This window comes from Micromonospora salmantinae, assembly GCF_022230905.1.
GTDB lineage: Bacteria > Actinomycetota > Actinomycetes > Mycobacteriales > Micromonosporaceae > Micromonospora > Micromonospora salmantinae.
In genome coordinates, this window is sequence record NZ_JAKKFG010000045.1 from 632,471 (window position 1) to 649,166 (window position 16,696).

Annotated in this window: 19 protein-coding genes; 9 read left to right on the forward strand and 10 right to left on the reverse strand. The window is 73.1% G+C overall.

Features of this window, described 5'->3' with window-relative positions:
• Position 1 precedes the first annotated feature (1 nt).
• The 5 genes from PSH03_RS31910 to cofC form a co-directional block, all read right to left on the reverse strand.
• Positions 2-880 carry an NUDIX hydrolase gene (locus PSH03_RS31910; RefSeq protein WP_238691286.1) on the reverse strand — a complete coding sequence of 293 codons (879 nt, stop codon included), beginning with the start codon at positions 878-880 and terminating at the stop codon, positions 2-4.
• Positions 868-2,388 (reverse strand): CYTH and CHAD domain-containing protein, encoded by a 1,521-nt coding sequence (locus tag PSH03_RS31915; protein WP_238691287.1) that lies wholly within the window; start codon positions 2,386-2,388, stop codon positions 868-870. Before PSH03_RS31915 ends, PSH03_RS31910 begins: the two co-directional genes overlap by 13 nt.
• 24 nt (positions 2,389-2,412) lie before the next feature.
• The gene (locus tag PSH03_RS31920) at positions 2,413-4,539 is read right to left on the reverse strand and encodes an RNA degradosome polyphosphate kinase (RefSeq protein ID WP_372494951.1); all 2,127 of its coding nucleotides are present in this window, start codon (positions 4,537-4,539) and stop codon (positions 2,413-2,415) included.
• A gap of 291 nt (positions 4,540-4,830) precedes the next feature.
• Positions 4,831-5,028, reverse strand: coding sequence for a cold-shock protein (locus PSH03_RS31925; RefSeq protein WP_030335323.1), 198 nt, complete (start codon positions 5,026-5,028; stop codon positions 4,831-4,833).
• Between the two features lie 58 nt (positions 5,029-5,086).
• Entirely contained in the window at positions 5,087-5,737 is a 651-nt protein-coding gene (gene cofC, locus PSH03_RS31930) for a 2-phospho-L-lactate guanylyltransferase (protein ID WP_238691288.1), read from the reverse strand.
• Positions 5,738-5,865: 128 nt separating this feature from the next.
• Between cofC and PSH03_RS31935 the strand changes: the two genes are divergently transcribed.
• The 5 genes from PSH03_RS31935 (at position 5,866) to PSH03_RS31955 (ending at position 10,768) form a co-directional block, all read left to right on the forward strand.
• Positions 5,866-6,603, forward strand: a complete 738-nt coding sequence (locus PSH03_RS31935) for a lysophospholipid acyltransferase family protein (protein WP_210786416.1) — start codon at positions 5,866-5,868, stop codon at positions 6,601-6,603.
• Positions 6,600-7,607 (forward strand): NAD(P)H-dependent glycerol-3-phosphate dehydrogenase, encoded by a 1,008-nt coding sequence (locus PSH03_RS31940; protein WP_210786417.1) that lies wholly within the window; start codon positions 6,600-6,602, stop codon positions 7,605-7,607. The genes PSH03_RS31935 and PSH03_RS31940 overlap by 4 nt, the downstream gene beginning before the upstream one ends.
• Before the next feature lie 8 nt (positions 7,608-7,615).
• Positions 7,616-8,734 carry a cystathionine gamma-lyase gene (locus tag PSH03_RS31945; RefSeq protein ID WP_238691289.1) on the forward strand — a complete coding sequence of 373 codons (1,119 nt, stop codon included), beginning with the start codon at positions 7,616-7,618 and terminating at the stop codon, positions 8,732-8,734.
• An 8-nt stretch (positions 8,735-8,742) separates the two neighbouring features.
• Entirely contained in the window at positions 8,743-9,528 is a 786-nt protein-coding gene (locus tag PSH03_RS31950) for a putative protein N(5)-glutamine methyltransferase (RefSeq protein WP_238691290.1), read from the forward strand.
• 190 nt (positions 9,529-9,718) lie between these two features.
• A complete protein-coding gene (locus PSH03_RS31955) occupies positions 9,719-10,768 on the forward strand; it encodes an ROK family protein (RefSeq protein WP_210784403.1) in 1,050 nt (349 codons plus the stop codon).
• 41 nt (positions 10,769-10,809) lie between these two features.
• On the opposite strand, the gene PSH03_RS31960 is transcribed toward PSH03_RS31955, so the two are convergent.
• Entirely contained in the window at positions 10,810-11,010 is a 201-nt protein-coding gene (locus tag PSH03_RS31960; protein ID WP_210784402.1) for a DUF397 domain-containing protein, read from the reverse strand.
• A gap of 5 nt (positions 11,011-11,015) precedes the next feature.
• Positions 11,016-11,861: a helix-turn-helix domain-containing protein gene (locus PSH03_RS31965; protein WP_238691291.1), complete on the reverse strand. Its 846-nt coding sequence runs from the start codon at positions 11,859-11,861 to the stop codon at positions 11,016-11,018.
• A gap of 277 nt (positions 11,862-12,138) precedes the next feature.
• On the opposite strand from PSH03_RS31965, the gene PSH03_RS31970 reads away from it, so the two are divergent.
• On the forward strand, positions 12,139-12,357 hold the full coding sequence (locus tag PSH03_RS31970; RefSeq protein WP_030335309.1) for a hypothetical protein: 219 nt from the start codon (positions 12,139-12,141) through the stop codon (positions 12,355-12,357).
• A gap of 195 nt (positions 12,358-12,552) precedes the next feature.
• Positions 12,553-13,653, forward strand: coding sequence for a D-alanine--D-alanine ligase family protein (locus PSH03_RS31975; RefSeq protein WP_091393084.1), 1,101 nt, complete (start codon positions 12,553-12,555; stop codon positions 13,651-13,653).
• A gap of 55 nt (positions 13,654-13,708) precedes the next feature.
• Here the strand turns inward: PSH03_RS31975 and PSH03_RS31980 are convergent, their stop codons facing one another.
• Complete coding sequence (locus PSH03_RS31980) at positions 13,709-14,392, reverse strand: DUF3515 family protein (RefSeq protein ID WP_238691292.1); 684 nt, start codon at positions 14,390-14,392, stop codon at positions 13,709-13,711.
• A gap of 9 nt (positions 14,393-14,401) precedes the next feature.
• On the reverse strand, positions 14,402-14,635 hold the full coding sequence (locus PSH03_RS31985; RefSeq protein WP_030487446.1) for an Lrp/AsnC ligand binding domain-containing protein: 234 nt from the start codon (positions 14,633-14,635) through the stop codon (positions 14,402-14,404).
• A 96-nt stretch (positions 14,636-14,731) separates the two neighbouring features.
• Between PSH03_RS31985 and PSH03_RS31990 the strand changes: the two genes are divergently transcribed.
• Positions 14,732-15,721: a thiamine-phosphate kinase gene (locus PSH03_RS31990; RefSeq protein ID WP_210784399.1), complete on the forward strand. Its 990-nt coding sequence runs from the start codon at positions 14,732-14,734 to the stop codon at positions 15,719-15,721.
• Between the two features lie 29 nt (positions 15,722-15,750).
• Positions 15,751-16,212, forward strand: coding sequence for a GNAT family N-acetyltransferase (locus tag PSH03_RS31995; protein WP_210784398.1), 462 nt, complete (start codon positions 15,751-15,753; stop codon positions 16,210-16,212).
• Positions 16,213-16,391: 179 nt separating this feature from the next.
• Here the strand turns inward: PSH03_RS31995 and rpmB are convergent, their stop codons facing one another.
• Positions 16,392-16,583, reverse strand: a complete 192-nt coding sequence (gene rpmB / locus PSH03_RS32000) for a 50S ribosomal protein L28 (RefSeq protein ID WP_011905179.1) — start codon at positions 16,581-16,583, stop codon at positions 16,392-16,394.
• Positions 16,584-16,696 lie beyond the last annotated feature (113 nt).

Sequence of the window (16,696 nt, forward strand, 5' to 3'; positions counted from 1 at the left end):
CCTACAGGCGATCGGCGGCGAGCAGCCGGTCGGCGGCGAAGGCGAGCAGCCAGCCGCCGCCCTTCGGGGTGGTGAAGTCCTCATCGGTGCGGCCGGTCAGGCGCTCCAGGGCGCCCGGCAGGACCTTGCCCTGGCCGCACACCGCCGACTGGCCACCGGTGCCGGCCAGCTCCAGCAGTCGGGCGGCGGTGGCCAGGACCTGCTCGTCGCTCTGCTGGCCGGGTTGTGGCTCGTCCAGGTCGCCGCAGACCTCGATCGGCAGGTCGAGCAACGCGGCGGCCGGGTCGAGTGTCTGCACGCACCGTCTCGGCGACGCCGACACCAGTCGGGCCGGCCGGATCAGGGCGATCAGCTCGGCCAGCGTGCTCGCCTGGGCCCACCCCTCGGCGTCCAGCGGCCGCCCGACGTCCGGGCCGGACCAGGTGGCCCGCTTACCGGCGTGCGCGTGCCGGACCAGCGCGACCGTCGCCGTGACCGACGGCAGCGCGGCGAACGCCGCCAGCACCTCGGCGTCGTGCGGGTAGCTGACCAACCGGATCGCGTCGTCCACAGCGAGCCAGCGAATGTCGTCCACCTCGGTGTCCGGTTGGAAACCGCCGCTGGCCACCGCGAGCATCGACCAGTAGTCGACCAGCTTGGGTTGCCCCTCGCTGCGGTACCGCACCGACGGCAGCCGCACCTGCGGCACGCCCCGCACGTCGGCCTCCTCGGCCACCTCACGGACCGCCGCGGCCAGCGCGCGCTCGCCCGGTTCCAGCTTGCCCTTCGGCAGCGTCCAGTCGCCGTAGCGGGGACGGTGCACCACGCAGACGTGGACGCCGTCGTCGGTCGGCCGCCAGGCCACCCCGCCGGCCGCCCGGATGCCCGTCACGGCAGCCAACTGGTGCGCCGTCGCCGGGTGGCCCGGTGCCAGGCAGCCGGCAGCAGACCCCGCATCCGGCGTACCGACTGGCGTTCCCGCTCGGCCAGCCGTCCGGCGGTGACCGCCAGCTCGTGGTCGTCCGGTCGCTCGGCGGCGATCTCCAACCAGGTGTCCGCCGCCACCGCCGCGTCCTGGTGCTCGCCGAGCACGTCCTGCACCCGGGCGAGCGCGCGGGCCAGCCGCCGTGCGCCCCTGCCGACCGTCGGTGCCACAACGTTTGCCGCGTACCGGGCCTGCTTGGCCTCCTTGCGGACGGCGTGCCAGCGGTCGTCCGGCGACTGCGGGTCGAGCCCGCCGACGCCGCCCGGCCCGGTCAACCGCTGCCAGGGGCGGGCCACCAGCGCGGGTAGCGCCTGCGCGGCGGGCGCTGCCGCCCGGCGGGTGAACCGGGGCGCGCCGGCGGCCAGCACCAGGGAGTCCACCAGGGCCAGGTAGCGCGCGGAGCGCAGCACCTCGTCGATCGCGGTGAGCGCCCGCCCCTGCCGTTCGGCGAGCACCTCGTCGAGCCGGCTCACAGCGCCACTGTCGAGCGGGCTCAGCGGATCGGCGTCGGCGGTACGGCGCAGCCGCGCGCGGAGCACCTCGGCGTCGCGGGCCGCGCCGAGCACGTCGGCCAGCCAGCGCAACTCGCTGCGCAGCGGGCGGGACCAGGTCTTCCGCAGCAACGGTTTGAAGGTGCGCAGATCACTGCGCAGGCGTCGACAGGCCACCCGCATCTGGTGCACGGCGGTGTCACCACCGGCGGCCGGGGCCCGCAGCCGGACCAGCGGGTCGTGCGCCAACAGCCGGCGGATCTCCTTGCGTAGCGCCTCGGTCACCACGTCACCGGCGCTCGGCTCGGCGGTCAGCCCGGCCGGCGCGACCAGATCAGGATCGGCCTGCGCCGTCGCGCCCAGCGCCCGTACGTGCTTCGGCGTGAACGACCCGCCCTGGGCACCAGCCTCGCGCAGCACCCCGCCGACCAGGTCGAGCAGCTTCCGGTCGCCGGCCCTCAGCTCCACCTCCACCTCGCGGAACGTGTCGGTGGTGGCGCCGGCGTCGTCGAGCACTGTCACCCGGTCGTCCACCACCTCGGCCAGGACAGTGCCGGCCCGGTCGCACACCTCGTAGGCGTGCCGCACCGTCCGCACCACCGTCACCGGAGCCAGCGGCGCCCCCCGGTGCAGGACGGTGACGAACTCCACCAGCTCCGCAGGCGGCTGCCCCTTCGGCCCGGGACGGGAGATCTCGTGCCGGACGCCCGGCGTCCCGGTCGGCAGCTTCACCGTCCACGGCAGCTCGTCGCCCCGGCGGTGGCGCAGCGAGGCACCGGCCCGGGCCAGCCGCAGGTCGACAGTGTCGAGGTAGCGGGCGACCAGCGTCACCGGTGGCAGTGCCCGGACCCGACCACCGGCCGGGGCCGTGCCGGCCAGGTCCGGCAGCACGTAGGCGTCGTCCACCTCGTACTTCTGCTCCTCCTCGACCATCAGCTCAGCCTATGCGGTGCGCGGTCAACTGGCCGTGCCACCGACGCGGCGCAGCAGCAGTTCCTGCAGATGGGCTCGGGGGGCGTCGTCACCGCCGGTACGCCGGGTCCAGGTCCCGTCGCCGGCCAGTTCGAACGCGTCCACTTCGGGGCTCATCGCGGCGGTGAGCACATGGTCCAACTCGGCGCGGGCGATCGGGTCGCTCACCCGCACCAGCGCCTCCACCCGCCGGTCCAGGTTGCGGTGCATGAGGTCGGCCGAGCCCATCCAGAACTCGGCCTCACCGTTGTTGCCGAACCGGAAGACCCGGGAGTGTTCCAGGAACCGGCCGAGGATCGAGCGGACCCGGATGTTCTCCGACAACCCCGGCACCCCAGGGCGCAGCGTGCACATGCCCCGGATGAGCAGGTCGACGTGGACGCCGGCCTGGGACGCGCGGTACAGCGCGTCGGTCACCCCCTCGTCGACCAGGGAGTTGACCTTGAACTGGACCAGGCCGGGCATGCCCAGGCGGACGTGCGAGATCTCCCGCTCGATCCGCTCGATGAGGCCGCTGCGGATGCCCTGCGGGGCCACCAGCAACCGCCGGTACGCGGTCTGCCGGCTGTACCCGGTGAGCACGTTGAACAGGTCGGTGAGGTCGGCGCCGATCTCCGGGTCGGCGGTGAGCATGCCGAAGTCCTCGTACAGTCGGGCCGTCTTCGGGTGGTAGTTGCCGGTGCCGATGTGGCAGTAGCGACGGATCTGGTTGCCCTCCTGCCGGACCACCAGTGCGGTCTTGCAGTGCGTCTTCAAGCCGACCAGGCCGTACACCACGTGGCAGCCGGCGCGTTCCAGGGTGCGGGCCCAGCCGATGTTTGCCACCTCGTCGAAGCGGGCCTTCACCTCCACCAGCACCACCACCTGCTTGCCGGCGGCGGCCGCGTCGACGAGCGCGTCGACGATCGGGGAGTCGCCGCTGGTCCGGTAGAGGGTCTGCTTGATGGCCAGCACGTTCGGGTCGGCGGCGGCCTGCTCGATGAAGCGCTGCACGCTGGTGGCGAACGAGTGGTACGGGTGGTGCACCAGGATGTCCCCGTCGCGCAGGGTGGAGAAGACGCTGCGCGGCACCTCGCCCTCGGCGAGCCGGGGATGGGTGGCCGGCACGAACGGCGGGTCCTTCAGGTCCGGCCGGTCCGCCTCGCCGTAGACCTGCCACAGCGCGGACAGGTCCAGCAGGCCGGGCACCCGCAGTACGTCCTGGTCGTCCATGTCCAGCTCGCGGACGAGCAGCTCCAACATGTGGTCGGAGATGGACGCGGCGACCTCCAGGCGGACCGGGGGACCGAACCGCCGACGGGCCAGCTCCCGTTCCAGGGCTTGGAGCAGGTCCTCGTCGCGGTCCTCGTCGACCTCCACCTCGGCGTTGCGGGTGACCCGGAACAGGTGGCACTCGACCACCTGCATGCCGCTGAACAGCTGCCCCAGGTGCACCGAGATCAGGTCCTCCACCGGCAACATCCGGACGCCCGGCTGGTCCCGGTCCACCCGGACGAAGCGGGGGACGTTGTTGGGCACCTTCACCCGGGCGAACAGCTCCGAGCCGCCGTCCGGGTCACGAACCGCGACCGCCAGGTTCAGCGACCGCCCCGAGATGTACGGGAACGGGTGCGCCGGGTCCACCGCGAGCGGGGTCAGCACCGGAAAGATGTGCTCCCGGAAGTAGGTGCGCAGCCGCTCCCGCTCGCCGTCGCCCAGCTCGCCCCAGCGCAGGATGCGGATGCCCTCGTCGGCCAGCCTGGGCAGCACGTCATCGACGAAGCAGGCGGCGTGCCGGGCGCCCAGCGCTGCGGTCCGCTCGGCGATCAGCTCCAACTGCGTACGCAGGGGCAGTCGGTCCCCGCCGCGCACCGGCAGGCCGGCGGAGAGCCGCCGCTTCAGCCCGGCGATGCGCACCATGTAGAACTCGTCGAGATTGCTGGCGAAGATGGCCAGGAACTTGGCTCGCTCCAGCAGCGGGGTGCGCTGGTCCTCGGCCAGGGTGAGCACCCGGGCGTTGAAGTCGAGCCAGGACAGCTCCCGGTTGAGGAACCGGTCCTCCGGCAGCGGCGGGGCCGCCCGGGGCTCGTCGTCGTCCCCCGGTGCGGCACCGGTCGGCAGGTCGTCGGGCAGGACCGGGTGGACGTCACCGGCGGCCGGGCCGTCCGCTTCGATGTTCGGGGCGGGGTCGATGACCTCGTCCAGCCCGGAGGAGGCGGCACCGGGGTCGTCGGCGAGCGTGTCAGCGCGGGCGGCACTGGCACGTTCGGCGCGGGACGGGCGGAAGCGCCCATCGGTGCCGCGCGTACGGGAGCCGTTGCGGAGGTCGGTGGCGGGCGGGTGGGCCGGTTGCTCGCGAGGGGTGCTCACCCGCTCATAATCACCCGATTACGGTAAACGCAAAATGAACTTGGGCTCGCCGGGTCAGATCATCGTCGGCAATGTCACTCGGACAACCTCGCCGTCGGGATCGGTGTCGATGCGAACCCGCTGCCCGAGCCGGAGAAGCCGCAGCCCGGAGGCGTCGAAGGCCCGGGCGGGGAAACGCATCTCGGTGCCGTCGTCGAGCAGCAGGACACCGCTGCGCGTCGCCGCGTCGTAGCTGGCCACCGTGCCTTGCATGCTGGCACCGTACACCCGGCGGTTGGCCCCGTGGCACCAGCTCAGCCCACCGGGCGGCTCAGCCTGCGGCGCGGGCGGGCCGACCGGCGGCCACCAGTGCGGCAGTGCGCGGCCCGAGCCCGAGCCGGGCGGCGGCGGCCAGGTCCGCGGCGGTGTCCACGTCCCGGCGCAGGCTGGGCCAGTCGCCGTCGAGCGGCAGCGCACCACTCGCCGCGTGCGCGACCGCCGAGCCCACCCCGAAACGCGGATCCAGCGGTACACCCGGCCCGGCGGTGAGCAGCACAGTGCCCCCGCCGGGCGCGTCCGGCAGGAACCGGCGTACCCCCTGTCGACCGTTCTGCGCCGCGAGCAGCGCGCCGGCCAACTCGGCCGGACGCAGCGCCGGCACATCCGCGGTGATCCCGGCCACCCATTCGCCGGCGGCAGTGGCCGCCGCCCCGTGCCGGAACGCGGCGTTCAGGCCGGCGTCCGGCTCGTCCGGCAGCACCCGCGCGCCGGCGGCCCGCGCCGCCGCCGCCACCCGGGCGTCGTCGGTCACCACCAGGGCCTCGGCGACCGCCGGGCAGGCCAGCACCGCGCGGAGCGTGTCGGCCGCCAGGGCCAGCGCCAACTCCTCGTGCGGTACGCCGGGCAGCGCGCCCCGCAGCCGGCTCTTGCCCACGGCCAGCCGCTTAACCGGCACCACCACGGCCCACCTCGGCTGAGTCACGTCCGCAATCCTGCCAGCCGGACGGCGGGCCCCTCGCTGGCCGTACCGGGGGCGAGCAGGCATGATTTCCGCTGCGGGCGTCGCGGGCGGGATGTCGCGGCGGGGTTGGGGCGCGAAGAGGAGGCACAGTGGCACGGCGGAGGCTGGGGTTCTGGCAACGGTTCGCCGTGTGGCTGGTGAAGCCGGTGATGACCGTCTGGACCCGGCGTACCTGGCGTGGTCAGGAGCATCTCCACGGCGACGGCGGCATGATCATCGTGGCGAACCACATCTCCCACGCCGACCCGCTGGTGTCGGCGCACTTCATCTACGACTCCGGGCGTTGGCCGCAGTACCTGGGCAAGGCCAGCGTGTTCCGGGTGCCGGTGGTCGGCTGGATCCTGCACCGGTGCCGACAGATCCCGGTCGAGCGGGGCAGCGTGGACGCCGTCCGCTCACTGGACGCACTGGTCGCCGCGCTCGACGAGGGCGGCGCGGTCGTGATCTACCCTGAGGGCACCACCACGCGACAGCCGGAGCTCTGGCCGATGAAGGCCAAGACCGGTGCGGCCCGGCTGGCCCTGGCCACCGGCGCCCCGGTCGTACCGGTGGTGATGTGGGGGCCGGAACGGATCTTCGACCCGCGGACGACCCGTGTCAGCCTGCGACCCCGGATTCCGGTGACCGTTGCCGCCGGGGAGCCGATCGACCTGAGCCGGTGGGCGGACGCCGAGCCGACCCGGGCCACCCTCGAGGAGATGACGGACACCATCATGTTGCGGCTGCGGGACATGCTCGCCGAGATCCGTGGCGGTACCCCGCCGCCACTGTGGGAGCGACCGGCCCGGTCCTCCGTCGGCCGCGAGCAGCGGGACGACGCGGCATGAGCGGTCACGTCGCGGTGCTCGGTGCCGGTTCCTGGGGCACCGCGTTCGCCAAGATCCTCGCGGACGCGGGGCGGGACGTGACGGTGTGGGCCCGCCGGGCGCCGGTCGCCGAGAGCATCCGGACCGAACGCCGGAATCCGGAGTACCTGCCCGACCTGCTGCTTCCGGCCCGCGTCACCGCCACCGCCGACGCCGCCGAGGCGATCACCGGCGCCGAGGTGGTGGTGTTGGCGGTGCCGTCGCAGACCCTGCGCGGCAACCTCGCCGAATGGGCCGGGCACCTGCACCCGGACTCCACCCTGGTGTCGCTGATGAAGGGCATCGAACTGGGCACCACCAAGCGGATGAGCGAGGTCATCGTGGAGACCGCCGGGGTCGCCGCCGACCGGGTGGTCGTCGTGTCCGGCCCGAACCTGGCCCCGGAGATCGCCGCCGAGCAGCCCGCCGCGACAGTGGTCGCCGGGACGAACAGCGCCCGCGCCACGCTCGTCCAGTCGTCGATCCGGACGCCGTACCTGCGCCCCTACACCAACGACGACGTGATCGGCTGTGAGCTGGGCGGGGCGGTCAAGAACGTGATCGCCCTGTCGTACGGCATCGCCACCGCGATGGGTTTCGGCGACAACACCCGGGCCATGCTGATGACCCGTGGGCTGGCCGAGACGGCCCGACTGGGCGTGGCGCTCGGCGCGGACCCGATCACCTTCGCCGGCCTCGCCGGCATGGGCGACCTGGTCGCGTCCTGCTCGTCCCCGCTGGCCCGCAACCGCACCTTCGGCGAGCACCTGGGCCGGGGCGAGACCCTGGAGCAGGCGCAGACCGCCACCCGGCAGACCGCCGAGGGCGTGAAGAGCTGCCTGGCGATCCGCGACCTGGCCCGGGCGCACGGCGTGGAGATGCCGATCACCGAGCACGTCGAGCGGATCTGCCACGAGGGGATGGACCCGCGCCTCGCCGTGGAGACCCTGATGAGCCGCACCGCGAAACCCGAGTCGTACGAGTGAGGAACCCGATGAGCGAGTGGGGGGACGGCACCCGCTGCGTACGTGCCGGCCTGCCCGAGCCGGCACCGGGGGACCCGTTCCTACCCGGCCCGGTCTTCGCCGCGCCGTACCACCTCGACCCGTTCGAGGGTCAGGGCACGTCGCCGAACGGCTACGGTCGCCCCGACAACCCGACCCGCCGGCTGCTGGAGGCGGCGGTGGGCGAGCTGGAGGGCGGTGACTGCCGCGTCTTCGCGACCGGTCAGGCGGCCATCACCGGCCTGCTGCTCACCCTGCTGCGGCCGGGGGACACAGTGGTGCTCCCCACCGACGGATACTTCCCGGTCCGGGCGTTCGCCACCGGTGTGCTGGAGGCGATCGGCGTCCGGGTGCTGTTCGCGCCGACCGTCGGGCCGTACCCGTCGTTCGAGGGCGTCCGGCTGGTGCTGGTGGAGACGCCCGCCAACCCGGGCCTCGACGTGGTCGACGTGGCGGCCCTGGCCGAGCGGGCGCACGCCGCCGGCGCGCTGCTCGCTGTGGACAACACCACCGCCACCCCGCTCGGACAGCGTCCGTTGGATCTCGGTGCCGACCTGGTGGTCGCCTCCGGCACGAAGGCGCTCACCGGCCACTCCGACCTGCTGCTGGGCTACCTGGCCAGCCGGTCCACCGAGCTGATCGACGCGGTGACGACCTGGCGTACCACCACCGGGGCGGTTCCGGGCGCGTTCGACGCCTGGCTGGCCCACCGGTCACTGGCCACTCTCGACCTGCGGCTGGCGCGGCAGAGCGCGAACGCCGCCGCTGTCGTCGACCTGCTCGCCGGCCGGTCGGACGTGACCGGCCTGCGGTGGCCGGGGCGGCCGGACGACCCGGCGTACCCGGTGGCCTCGGCGCAGATGCGCCGGATACCGGGGGTGCTCTCGTTCGACCTGGGCGACGCCGACCGGGTGGGCCGATTCGTCGAGGCCGCCAAGCTGGTGGCGGCGGCGACCTCCTTCGGTGGCCTGCACACCACGGCGGACCGGCGGGCGCAGTGGGGCGACGACACCGCTCCCGGCTTCGTCCGGCTCTCCTGCGGCGCGGAGGACACCGCCGACCTGGTGGCCGACATCGCCGCCGCGTTGGATGTGGCGGGACCGGTCTGACGTCTCCCATGGCGCTTCCTTTTCCCACCGACCGGGCCGCCCTGGTGGGTCGGTTGCGGGCCGCCGGTTGCGTCTACGCCGAGGACGAGGCCGAGCTGCTGGTGGCCGCCGCGCGCAGCCCTGCGGCGTTGGCCGACCTGACCGACCGTCGGGTGGCCGGCGAACCGTTGGAGTACCTGCTCGGGTGGGCGGAGTTCTGCGGCCTGCGGATAGCCGTCGACGGGGGCGTCTTCGTGCCCCGGGCCCGGACCGCTCTGCTGGTCGAGGTGGCGGCCGAACTGACCGGCGCGGCACCGGCCGTGGTCGACCTGTGCTGCGGCTCCGGGGCCACCACCGTCGCGCTGGCGCACCGGCTCGCGCCGCGCTGGCTGGCCGCCGCCGACATCGATCCGGCGGCCGTGGCGTGTGCGCGCCGCAACGTCGTCGGGTTGGACGCCGAGGTGTACGAGGGCGACCTCTTCGCGCCGCTGCCCCGGCAGTGGTGGGGTCGACTGGACCTGGTGGTCGCCAACGCCCCGTACGTGCCGACCGACGCGGTCGCGCTGATGCCGCCGGAGGCGCGGCTGCACGAGGCCCCGGTGGCGCTCGACGGCGGCCCGGACGGGCTCTCCGTGTTGCGCCGGGTCGGTGCCGACGCCGCCGGGTGGCTGACCCCCGGCGGCCACCTGGTGGTCGAAGCCGGCACCACCCAGGTCGACACGCTCTGCAAAGCGTTCAGCGCGGCCGGCCTGGTACCCACGGTGCGCCACGACGAGGACCTGGACGCCACAGCGGTCATCGCCCGCCGCCCCTGACCCACCCCCACCCCCACCCCGCCCCACCCGCGCGATCTTGCAATTTCGGTTGTCCGGATGAGTGGGATGCACCTTGTGTCGGGACAGCAAGTGCAAGATCGCCGGGAGGGTGAGGGTCGCCCGGGCATGGCGGGGGAGGGGGGTTGGCACTAGCCTCGGCTCACACTCATGACGGCGGGAGGCGGTTTCGGTGGGCAGCGCAGGGGTGCCGGTGGTCGTCGGGCTGGACAACGGCGGCACCAGCAACAACGCCACAGTGCTGACGGTGGACGGCCGCTTCCTGGTGGACGGGCTGTTGGAGATCCCCAGCGAGGTGCGGGCCGGGCCGGAGGCGGCGATCGAGGCGTTGGCCCTGGCGCTGGACGGTGCCCTGGCGCATACCGGCGTGCCGCGCGACCTGGTCCAGGCGGTCGGGCTGGACACTCCCGGCCCGGCCAGCGCCGACGGCGTCATCTCGTCGCGGGGCTCCACCAACTTTTCCCAGCCGGCCTGGCGCGGCTTCGACGTGCGAGGGGCGCTGGAGCGACGGCTCGGGCTGCCGGTGATCTATCACAACGACGGCAACGCTGCCGCGCTCTACGCCCACCATGTCTACTTCGGCGCCGACGCGATGAACCGCTCCTCGGTGTCCCTGATCGTCGGCACCGGCCTCGGCGGCGGCGTGGTCGAGAGCGGTCGGGTGATCGCCGGCGCGGCCGGGATGGCGGGGGAGTTGGGCCACGTGCACATCCCGCTGAGCGGGCTGCTCGGCCCGGGTCAGCCGGAGCCCACCTGCGCCTGCGGCTTCACCGGAGATGTCGAGAGCGTCGCCTCGCTGACCGGCATCGAACGCAATCTGCTGCCGTACTGGCTGACCCGGTACCCCGACCACCCGCTCGCGGCCGAGTCGGTGGCCCGGGCGGCCAAGCTGGTCCGGGGGTACGGCGAGCGCGGGGACGCCCTCGCGCGGGGTCTCTTCACCCAGCAGGCGATGGCGCTGGGGCGGCTGTTCACCGTCGCCGCGAACTTCACCGACCCGCACGCGTACTTCGTCGGCGGCGGAGTGGTGGAGGCGGCACCGGAGTTCCGCGACTGGTTCCTGGCGACGGTCCGCGAGCACACAGTGCTCCGCGAGGAGCAGGCGGCGGTCGCCACCTTCGCCCTGGTGCCGGATCGGGACATGGCCGGTGCCCGAGGCGTCGCGATCGCCGCGCTGGAGGCGCTACGCGCCGTTCCGGAGCCCCGTCCGCTGGTTGCCTGAGCCGGCGCGGGCCTCGGCCCGCACCGGCTCGGCACCTCTGGTCAGCGCTGGGGTGGCGCCTGGGCGAAGGCGGCCCAGGCCGCCGTTGGGAACAGCAGGGCCGGGCCGGCCGGGTCCTTGGAGTCGCGTACGGCAACGAGCCGCGGGATCGCGGCCACCTCCACGCAGGCGCCTTCGTCGCCGCTGCGGCTGCTCTTGCGCCACCGCGCCGTGGCCAAGGCCGCTGTGATCATCGGGGTCATCGGTCCTACCGTCCCTTCAGGACTGACAGGAGCATCTCGCGGCTGTCCGCCGGGCTGAGCGCCACGCTTCGGAGATGCTCCATGATCTTGGTGCAGGTACGCGTCTCGCCGGCGCGGTCGAGGATCATCTGACCCGCGACGGTCTCCACCGACGCGATGATCGGGTCCTCCGGGTCGGCGAACTCGAGGATGTGCAGGGAACCCCGGGTGCCCCGGTGGTAGCCGGCGGAGAGCGGGATCACCTGGACGCTGATGTTCGGCAGCTCGGCCATCTTGACCAGGTGCCGTAGTTGCCCGTTCATCACCGACTGGTCACCGACCGGCCGGAGCAGCGCGCCCTCGTCGATGATCGCGTCGAGGATGGGCGGCTGGGCGGCGGTGAGCCGCTGTTGTCGGTCGAGCCGGATCTTGACCCGTTGCTCCACCAGGTCGTCGCCGAGGGTGTGCGGCCCGCCGCGCATCACGCCACGGATGTAGTCCGCGGTCTGCAACAGGCCGGGCACCACCGAGGGCTCGAAGTTGGCGATGGCTGTCGCCTCGGCCTCCAGCGCGATGAAGTCGATGGTGCGCGGATCCAGCAGGTAGGAGTACGACACCCACCAGCCGGGCTTGCGGGCGTCCTTGGCGAGCTGCACCGCCGCGGCCACCTCCTCGGCACTCACCCCGTACGACGTGAGCAGGGCGCGCACGGTGGCCGGGCTGATCAGGGTCTGGGCGTTCTCGTAGCGGGACAGGGTGCTGCGGGTGCTGTTGATTTCATCCGCCGCGGTCTCCAGCGTCAGCCCGGCGGCTTCCCGGTGGTGGCGCAGGGCGATGCCGAGCCGGCGGGCGCGGGCGGTCTTCGGAGCCATGCATCGATGGTCGCATACATTTGCGGGAACGTCTGCATGAGAGAACGTCGATGGGAGTTGCATTCACGCCTATACACGTGTCAATCTGTTATCGCGTCCTCACCGCCGGTTGTCGTGGCGACGGTGGTGGTGAGCGACCGGAGGGGATGGGGCGCGCGGCGATCGGGTTTCTCCCCCGTACCCGATCGTCGCGTGCCGCCCCTCCACCCGGCCTGCCGGAAGGAGACGACGTGCGAACCCGCCCGGAGCCCTCCGCCGTACCTTCGGGCGGAGTGCGATGACCCGTTTCCTCGTGGTGCTCACCGACGTGCGTCCCGTCGAGGGCGTCAACCGCAACGAGCGGGTCGCGCCGGAACGGCGCCGGCAGGTCGTCGGCGCCAGCAGCCGGGAGGCCGCCGACCGCATCGCCGGAGCGTTCATGGCGCTGGGCATGGTGCGGGCCGGCCGGCAGCGGGTGAAGGTCATCGCGGTCGGCCGCCGGCACTCCCGGGACTGAGGCGCCCCAGGTCAGCGGGCCGCGACGCCGCCACCGTCCGATCACGCACCGTATATCCTCTCCTGACCGATTGCCGTGTCGTGCCGCGGCTCGCCGGGTATCGCCGCGCCCCTCGGCCACGCACAGTAAGGTCAACCGGGTGAGCGCCACCGGCGAGCACGACCAGCCGCAGTCGCGTACGAAGAGGTGACCGGAGTGACCACCCCAGGCAAGACCCGCGTGGCGATCGTCTTCGGCGGCCGCAGCCCGGAGCACGGCATCTCCTGCGTCAGCGCCGGCAGCGTGTTCGGCGCACTCGACCCGGACGAGTTCGAGGTGGTGCCGGTGGGCATCACCCGGGCCGGCCAGTGGGTGCTGACCAACGGAGACCCCGCCCAGCTCGCGATCAACGCCCGTCAGCTGCCGGAGATCACCGCGGACTCGGGTGACGACATCGTGCTGCGCGCCGACCCCACCGGCAACGGACTGATGGTGCTCGACCCGACCGAGGGTCCCCGGGCGCTGGCCGACGTGGACGTGGTCTTCCCGGTGCTGCACGGCACCTACGGCGAGGACGGCACCATCCAGGGAATGCTGGAGATGGCCGGCATTCCGTACGTCGGGGCGAACGTGTTCGCCTCCGCGGCCGCCATGGACAAGGAGTTCACCAAGAAGCTCTGTGCCGTCGAGGGCATCCCGGTCGGCACGTACGCCGTGCTGCGCAACGGCATGACGCTCAGCGAGCAGGACAAGGAGCGGCTCGGCCTGCCGGTCTTCGTCAAGCCGTCCCGGGCCGGGTCGTCGTTCGGCGTCAGCAAGGTCACCGACTGGGCCGAGCTGGACGCGGCGGTCGCCGCCGCCCGGCAGTTCGACCCGAAGGTCATCATCGAGGCCGCGATCGTCGGCCGCGAGATCGAGTGCGGTGTGCTGGAGGGCGAGGCCGGCGGCACCCCCGAGGCGTCCGTGTTGGCCGAGGTGCGGGTCGTCGCCGACCACGACTTCTACGACTTCGAGGCGAAGTACCTCGACGACTCCTGCGAGTACGACATCCCCGCCAACCTGCCGGAGAAGGTGACCCGCCAGGTGCAGGAGTACGCGGTCCGCGCGTTCACCGCGCTGGACTGCGCCGGTCTGGCCCGGGCCGACTTCTTCGTCACTCCCGAACTGGACGTCTACCTCAACGAGATCAACACGATGCCCGGCTTCACCCCGACGTCGATGTTCCCGCGGATGTGGGCGGCCTCCGGCCTGGAGTACCCGAAGCTGGTCAACCGGCTGATCCGTACCGCCCAGCGGCGCGGCGTCGGCCTGCACTGAACCGTCCGAACCCCGCCCGCGTCGGTCAGCCGGCGCGGGCGGAGTCGGTTCGGGTTCAGCGCTGGCAGCCGGACGGGATCGCGCCGCCGGAGGGCACGCTCGCCACGATCGTGCTGGAGATCGTCGGCAACCACTGCAACGGCTGCTCGTACGAGCGCGGGACGCGCACGGTGATCAACGTCTCCCGGTCGACAGTCGAGAGGACCGCCGCGTCGGCCTGCTCGGCCAGGTGCCAGCAGACCCGGTTGACCGTCCAGACCTCGTCGGTGCTCGGAAAGGCCGGCTCGGTGCCCCCGCAGGCAACGGTTAGCGCGGGGTCGCCGTAGGCGGCGTTCTGCTCCGGGCCGGCGGTGACCGGCCGCTGGGCCAGGTCGCGGATGCTCGCCGGAAGCTGGGAGAGCAGGGCCCGGCAGACCGTGGCCGGCCGGGCGGCCAGCGCCGGGGCGGCCATCTCCACCGGGGTGGTGGACTGCACCCGGGCGGTGGTCGCGGAGGGCGTCGGCGCGGCGGCCGGCGTGTCCGGGCTGAGCTTGCTGAAGGCCAGCACGGCCACCAGCAGCGTGATCGGCAGCGCGATCAACGTGGCCAGCAGGGCGGCGCCACGCATGGTCCGATCGCGGCCGGCCGGCGCGGCGGCGGCCGGATCGGTCGACTCGCGGTTACCGTCAGCCGGCTCGGACGTCCCGTCGGCCGCGTCGCGTGCCCCGTCGTCGTCCAGAGCCGAGGAGGAGGTCGTCATCTCGTCCACTTACAGCCGCACCACCGAACACGTGAGGGTGCGGGTGATGCCGGGCACCATCTGCACCTTGCTGACGATGAGTTTGCCGAGCTCGTCGACGGTGTTCGCCTCGGTGAGGACGACCACGTCGTACGGCCCGGTGACGGCGTCGACGCGTACCACGCCGGGGATGTCCGCGATGAGACCCGCCACGTCACGTGCGCGGCCGACCTCGGTCTGGATGAGGATGTACGCCTGTACCACGACTCGACCTCCGTCCGTCGCCGCCCGGGAGCGGCCCGAAGGGTGAAAGTACCTTACGGACCAGGTCCGATCCCTATCGGTGGTCAAGGAGCAGCGGTGAGCGAGCACGGCGGAGCCGGGCAGCACGGGCGGAACGCCAGCGGCGGCGTCGGCGTGTCCGGGATCGGGGAGTTCGGGCTGATCGGGAAGATCACCGCCCGGCTGTCGTACGGGCCGACGACCCTGCTCGGGCCGGGCGACGACGCGGCGGTGGTGGCCGCGCCGGACGGCCGGGTGGCGGCCTCCACCGACGTGCTGGTCGACGGGCGGCACTTCCGCCGGGACTGGTCCTCGGCCCGCGACGTCGGGCACCGGGCGGCAGCCGCCAACCTGGCGGACATCGCGGCGATGGGTGCCACGCCGACCGCCCTGCTGGTCGCTCTCTGCATGCCGGCGGACCTGGACACCGCCTGGGCGGAGGAGTTGGCCGACGGGCTCTCGGCGGAGGCGGCGACTGTCGGCGCGAGCGTGGTCGGCGGGGACATGTCGGCCAGTCCCACCCTGACCGTCGCGGTCACCGCGCTGGGCGACCTGGCGGGCCGTCCGCCCGTGTTGCGCTCGGGCGCCCGACCGGGGGACGTGCTCGCTCTGGCCGGGCGTACCGGGTTCGCGGCAGCCGGGCTGACCGTGCTGACCCGGGGCTTCCGTACCCCTCGGCTGTTGGTCGAGGCGTACCGGCGGCCGCAGGTGCCCTACCAGGCCGGCCCGCAGGCCGCCCAACTCGGCGCCACCTCGATGATCGACGTGTCGGACGGGCTCCTCGCCGACCTCGGGCACGTCTCGGCGGCCAGCGGGGTGGCGATCGACGTACGCCGCGACGGGTTCGAGGTGCCCCGGCAGATGGCCGACGCGGCGCAGGCACTCGGCGTCGACCCGTACACCTGGATCCTCGCCGGTGGCGACGACCACGCGTTGGCCGCGACCTTCCCCCCGGCGGTGGTGCTGCCACCGGGCTGGCGGCCGATCGGTCTGGTCACCGACGGTGCCGGCGTGACTGTCGACGGCGTCGCCCACGACGGCCCGGCCGGCTGGGACCACTTCCGGTGAGGCCCGCGCGCGGCCGTATCCTGGATACCGTGAGTGAGATCGAGATCCGGGCGGTGCGGTTCGACGCACCGGTGGCGCAGCACCTGATCCGCGCCGCACTGGCCGACCTCGGTGCCCGCTACGGCGGCACCGGCGACGACACCCCGGTGGACGCGGCCGAGTTCGAGCCGCCCGACGGCGCGTTCCTGGTGGCCTACCTGGCCGGCGAGCCGGTCGGCTGCGGTGGCTGGCGCAGCCACGGGGCGGACACCGCGGAGCTGAAGCGGATGTACACGGCCCCGGCGGCACGGGGGCGGGGGGTCGCCCGCGCGGTGCTGGCGGCCGTCGAGCGCTCCGCCCGCGAGCACTGCCGCAAGCGAGTGGTCCTGGAATGCGGCGACAAGCAGCCCGAGGCGATCGCCATGTACGGCTCCGCCGGGTACGAGCGGATCCCGAACTTCGGCTTCTACAAGGACGCGGAGGGCTGCGTCTCCTTCGGCCGCACCCTCTGACCTGTGGATCAGCCCTTGCCGGGCCCGACCGGCCGGTGTGCCAGGTCACGGTGGGCCCGGCCGGGCCTGCGCGCCAGACGTTGACGGGCCGGCGTGCGGCGTCGCCCGCGGACACGACTAAGCCGGCGGACCCTCGGGGTCCGCCGGCTGAGCCGAACGAAAAGGTGGGTGCTACCGCGTCAGGCGCGGGTGACCTTGCCGGCCTTGATGCACGAGGTGCAGACCTTCAACTTCTTGGTGTTGCCGCCACCGGCCGGGGTACGCACCGACTGGATGTTCGGGTTCCAGCGGCGGTTGGTCCGCCGGTGCGAGTGGGACACGTTGTGGCCGAAGCCCGGTCCCTTGCCACAGACGTCGCACACGCTAGCCACGGGATACTCCTGGGATTGATACGTTCATGAGGTCGCCGGCAGGTGCTGCCCGGGCAACCTGGTCAGGTTACCCGATGACTCGCCGACCCGGCCAACCGGCCTGGTCCGGCGCT

Coding starts and splice junctions, on each gene's coding strand:
- PSH03_RS31950 (WP_238691290.1), top strand. CDS start 8,743: ATGGCGCTTCCTTTTCCCACCGACCGGGCCGCCCTGGTGGGTCGGTTG.
- PSH03_RS31965 (WP_238691291.1), bottom strand. CDS start 11,861: ATGGCTCCGAAGACCGCCCGCGCCCGCCGGCTCGGCATCGCCCTGCGC.
- PSH03_RS31960 (WP_210784402.1), bottom strand. CDS start 11,010: ATGACCCCGATGATCACAGCGGCCTTGGCCACGGCGCGGTGGCGCAAG.
- PSH03_RS31915 (WP_238691287.1), bottom strand. CDS start 2,388: ATGGTCGAGGAGGAGCAGAAGTACGAGGTGGACGACGCCTACGTGCTG.
- PSH03_RS31925 (WP_030335323.1), bottom strand. CDS start 5,028: ATGCAAGGCACGGTGGCCAGCTACGACGCGGCGACGCGCAGCGGTGTC.
- PSH03_RS31980 (WP_238691292.1), bottom strand. CDS start 14,392: ATGACGACCTCCTCCTCGGCTCTGGACGACGACGGGGCACGCGACGCG.
- PSH03_RS31940 (WP_210786417.1), top strand. CDS start 6,600: ATGAGCGGTCACGTCGCGGTGCTCGGTGCCGGTTCCTGGGGCACCGCG.
- PSH03_RS31970 (WP_030335309.1), top strand. CDS start 12,139: ATGACCCGTTTCCTCGTGGTGCTCACCGACGTGCGTCCCGTCGAGGGC.
- PSH03_RS31945 (WP_238691289.1), top strand. CDS start 7,616: ATGAGCGAGTGGGGGGACGGCACCCGCTGCGTACGTGCCGGCCTGCCC.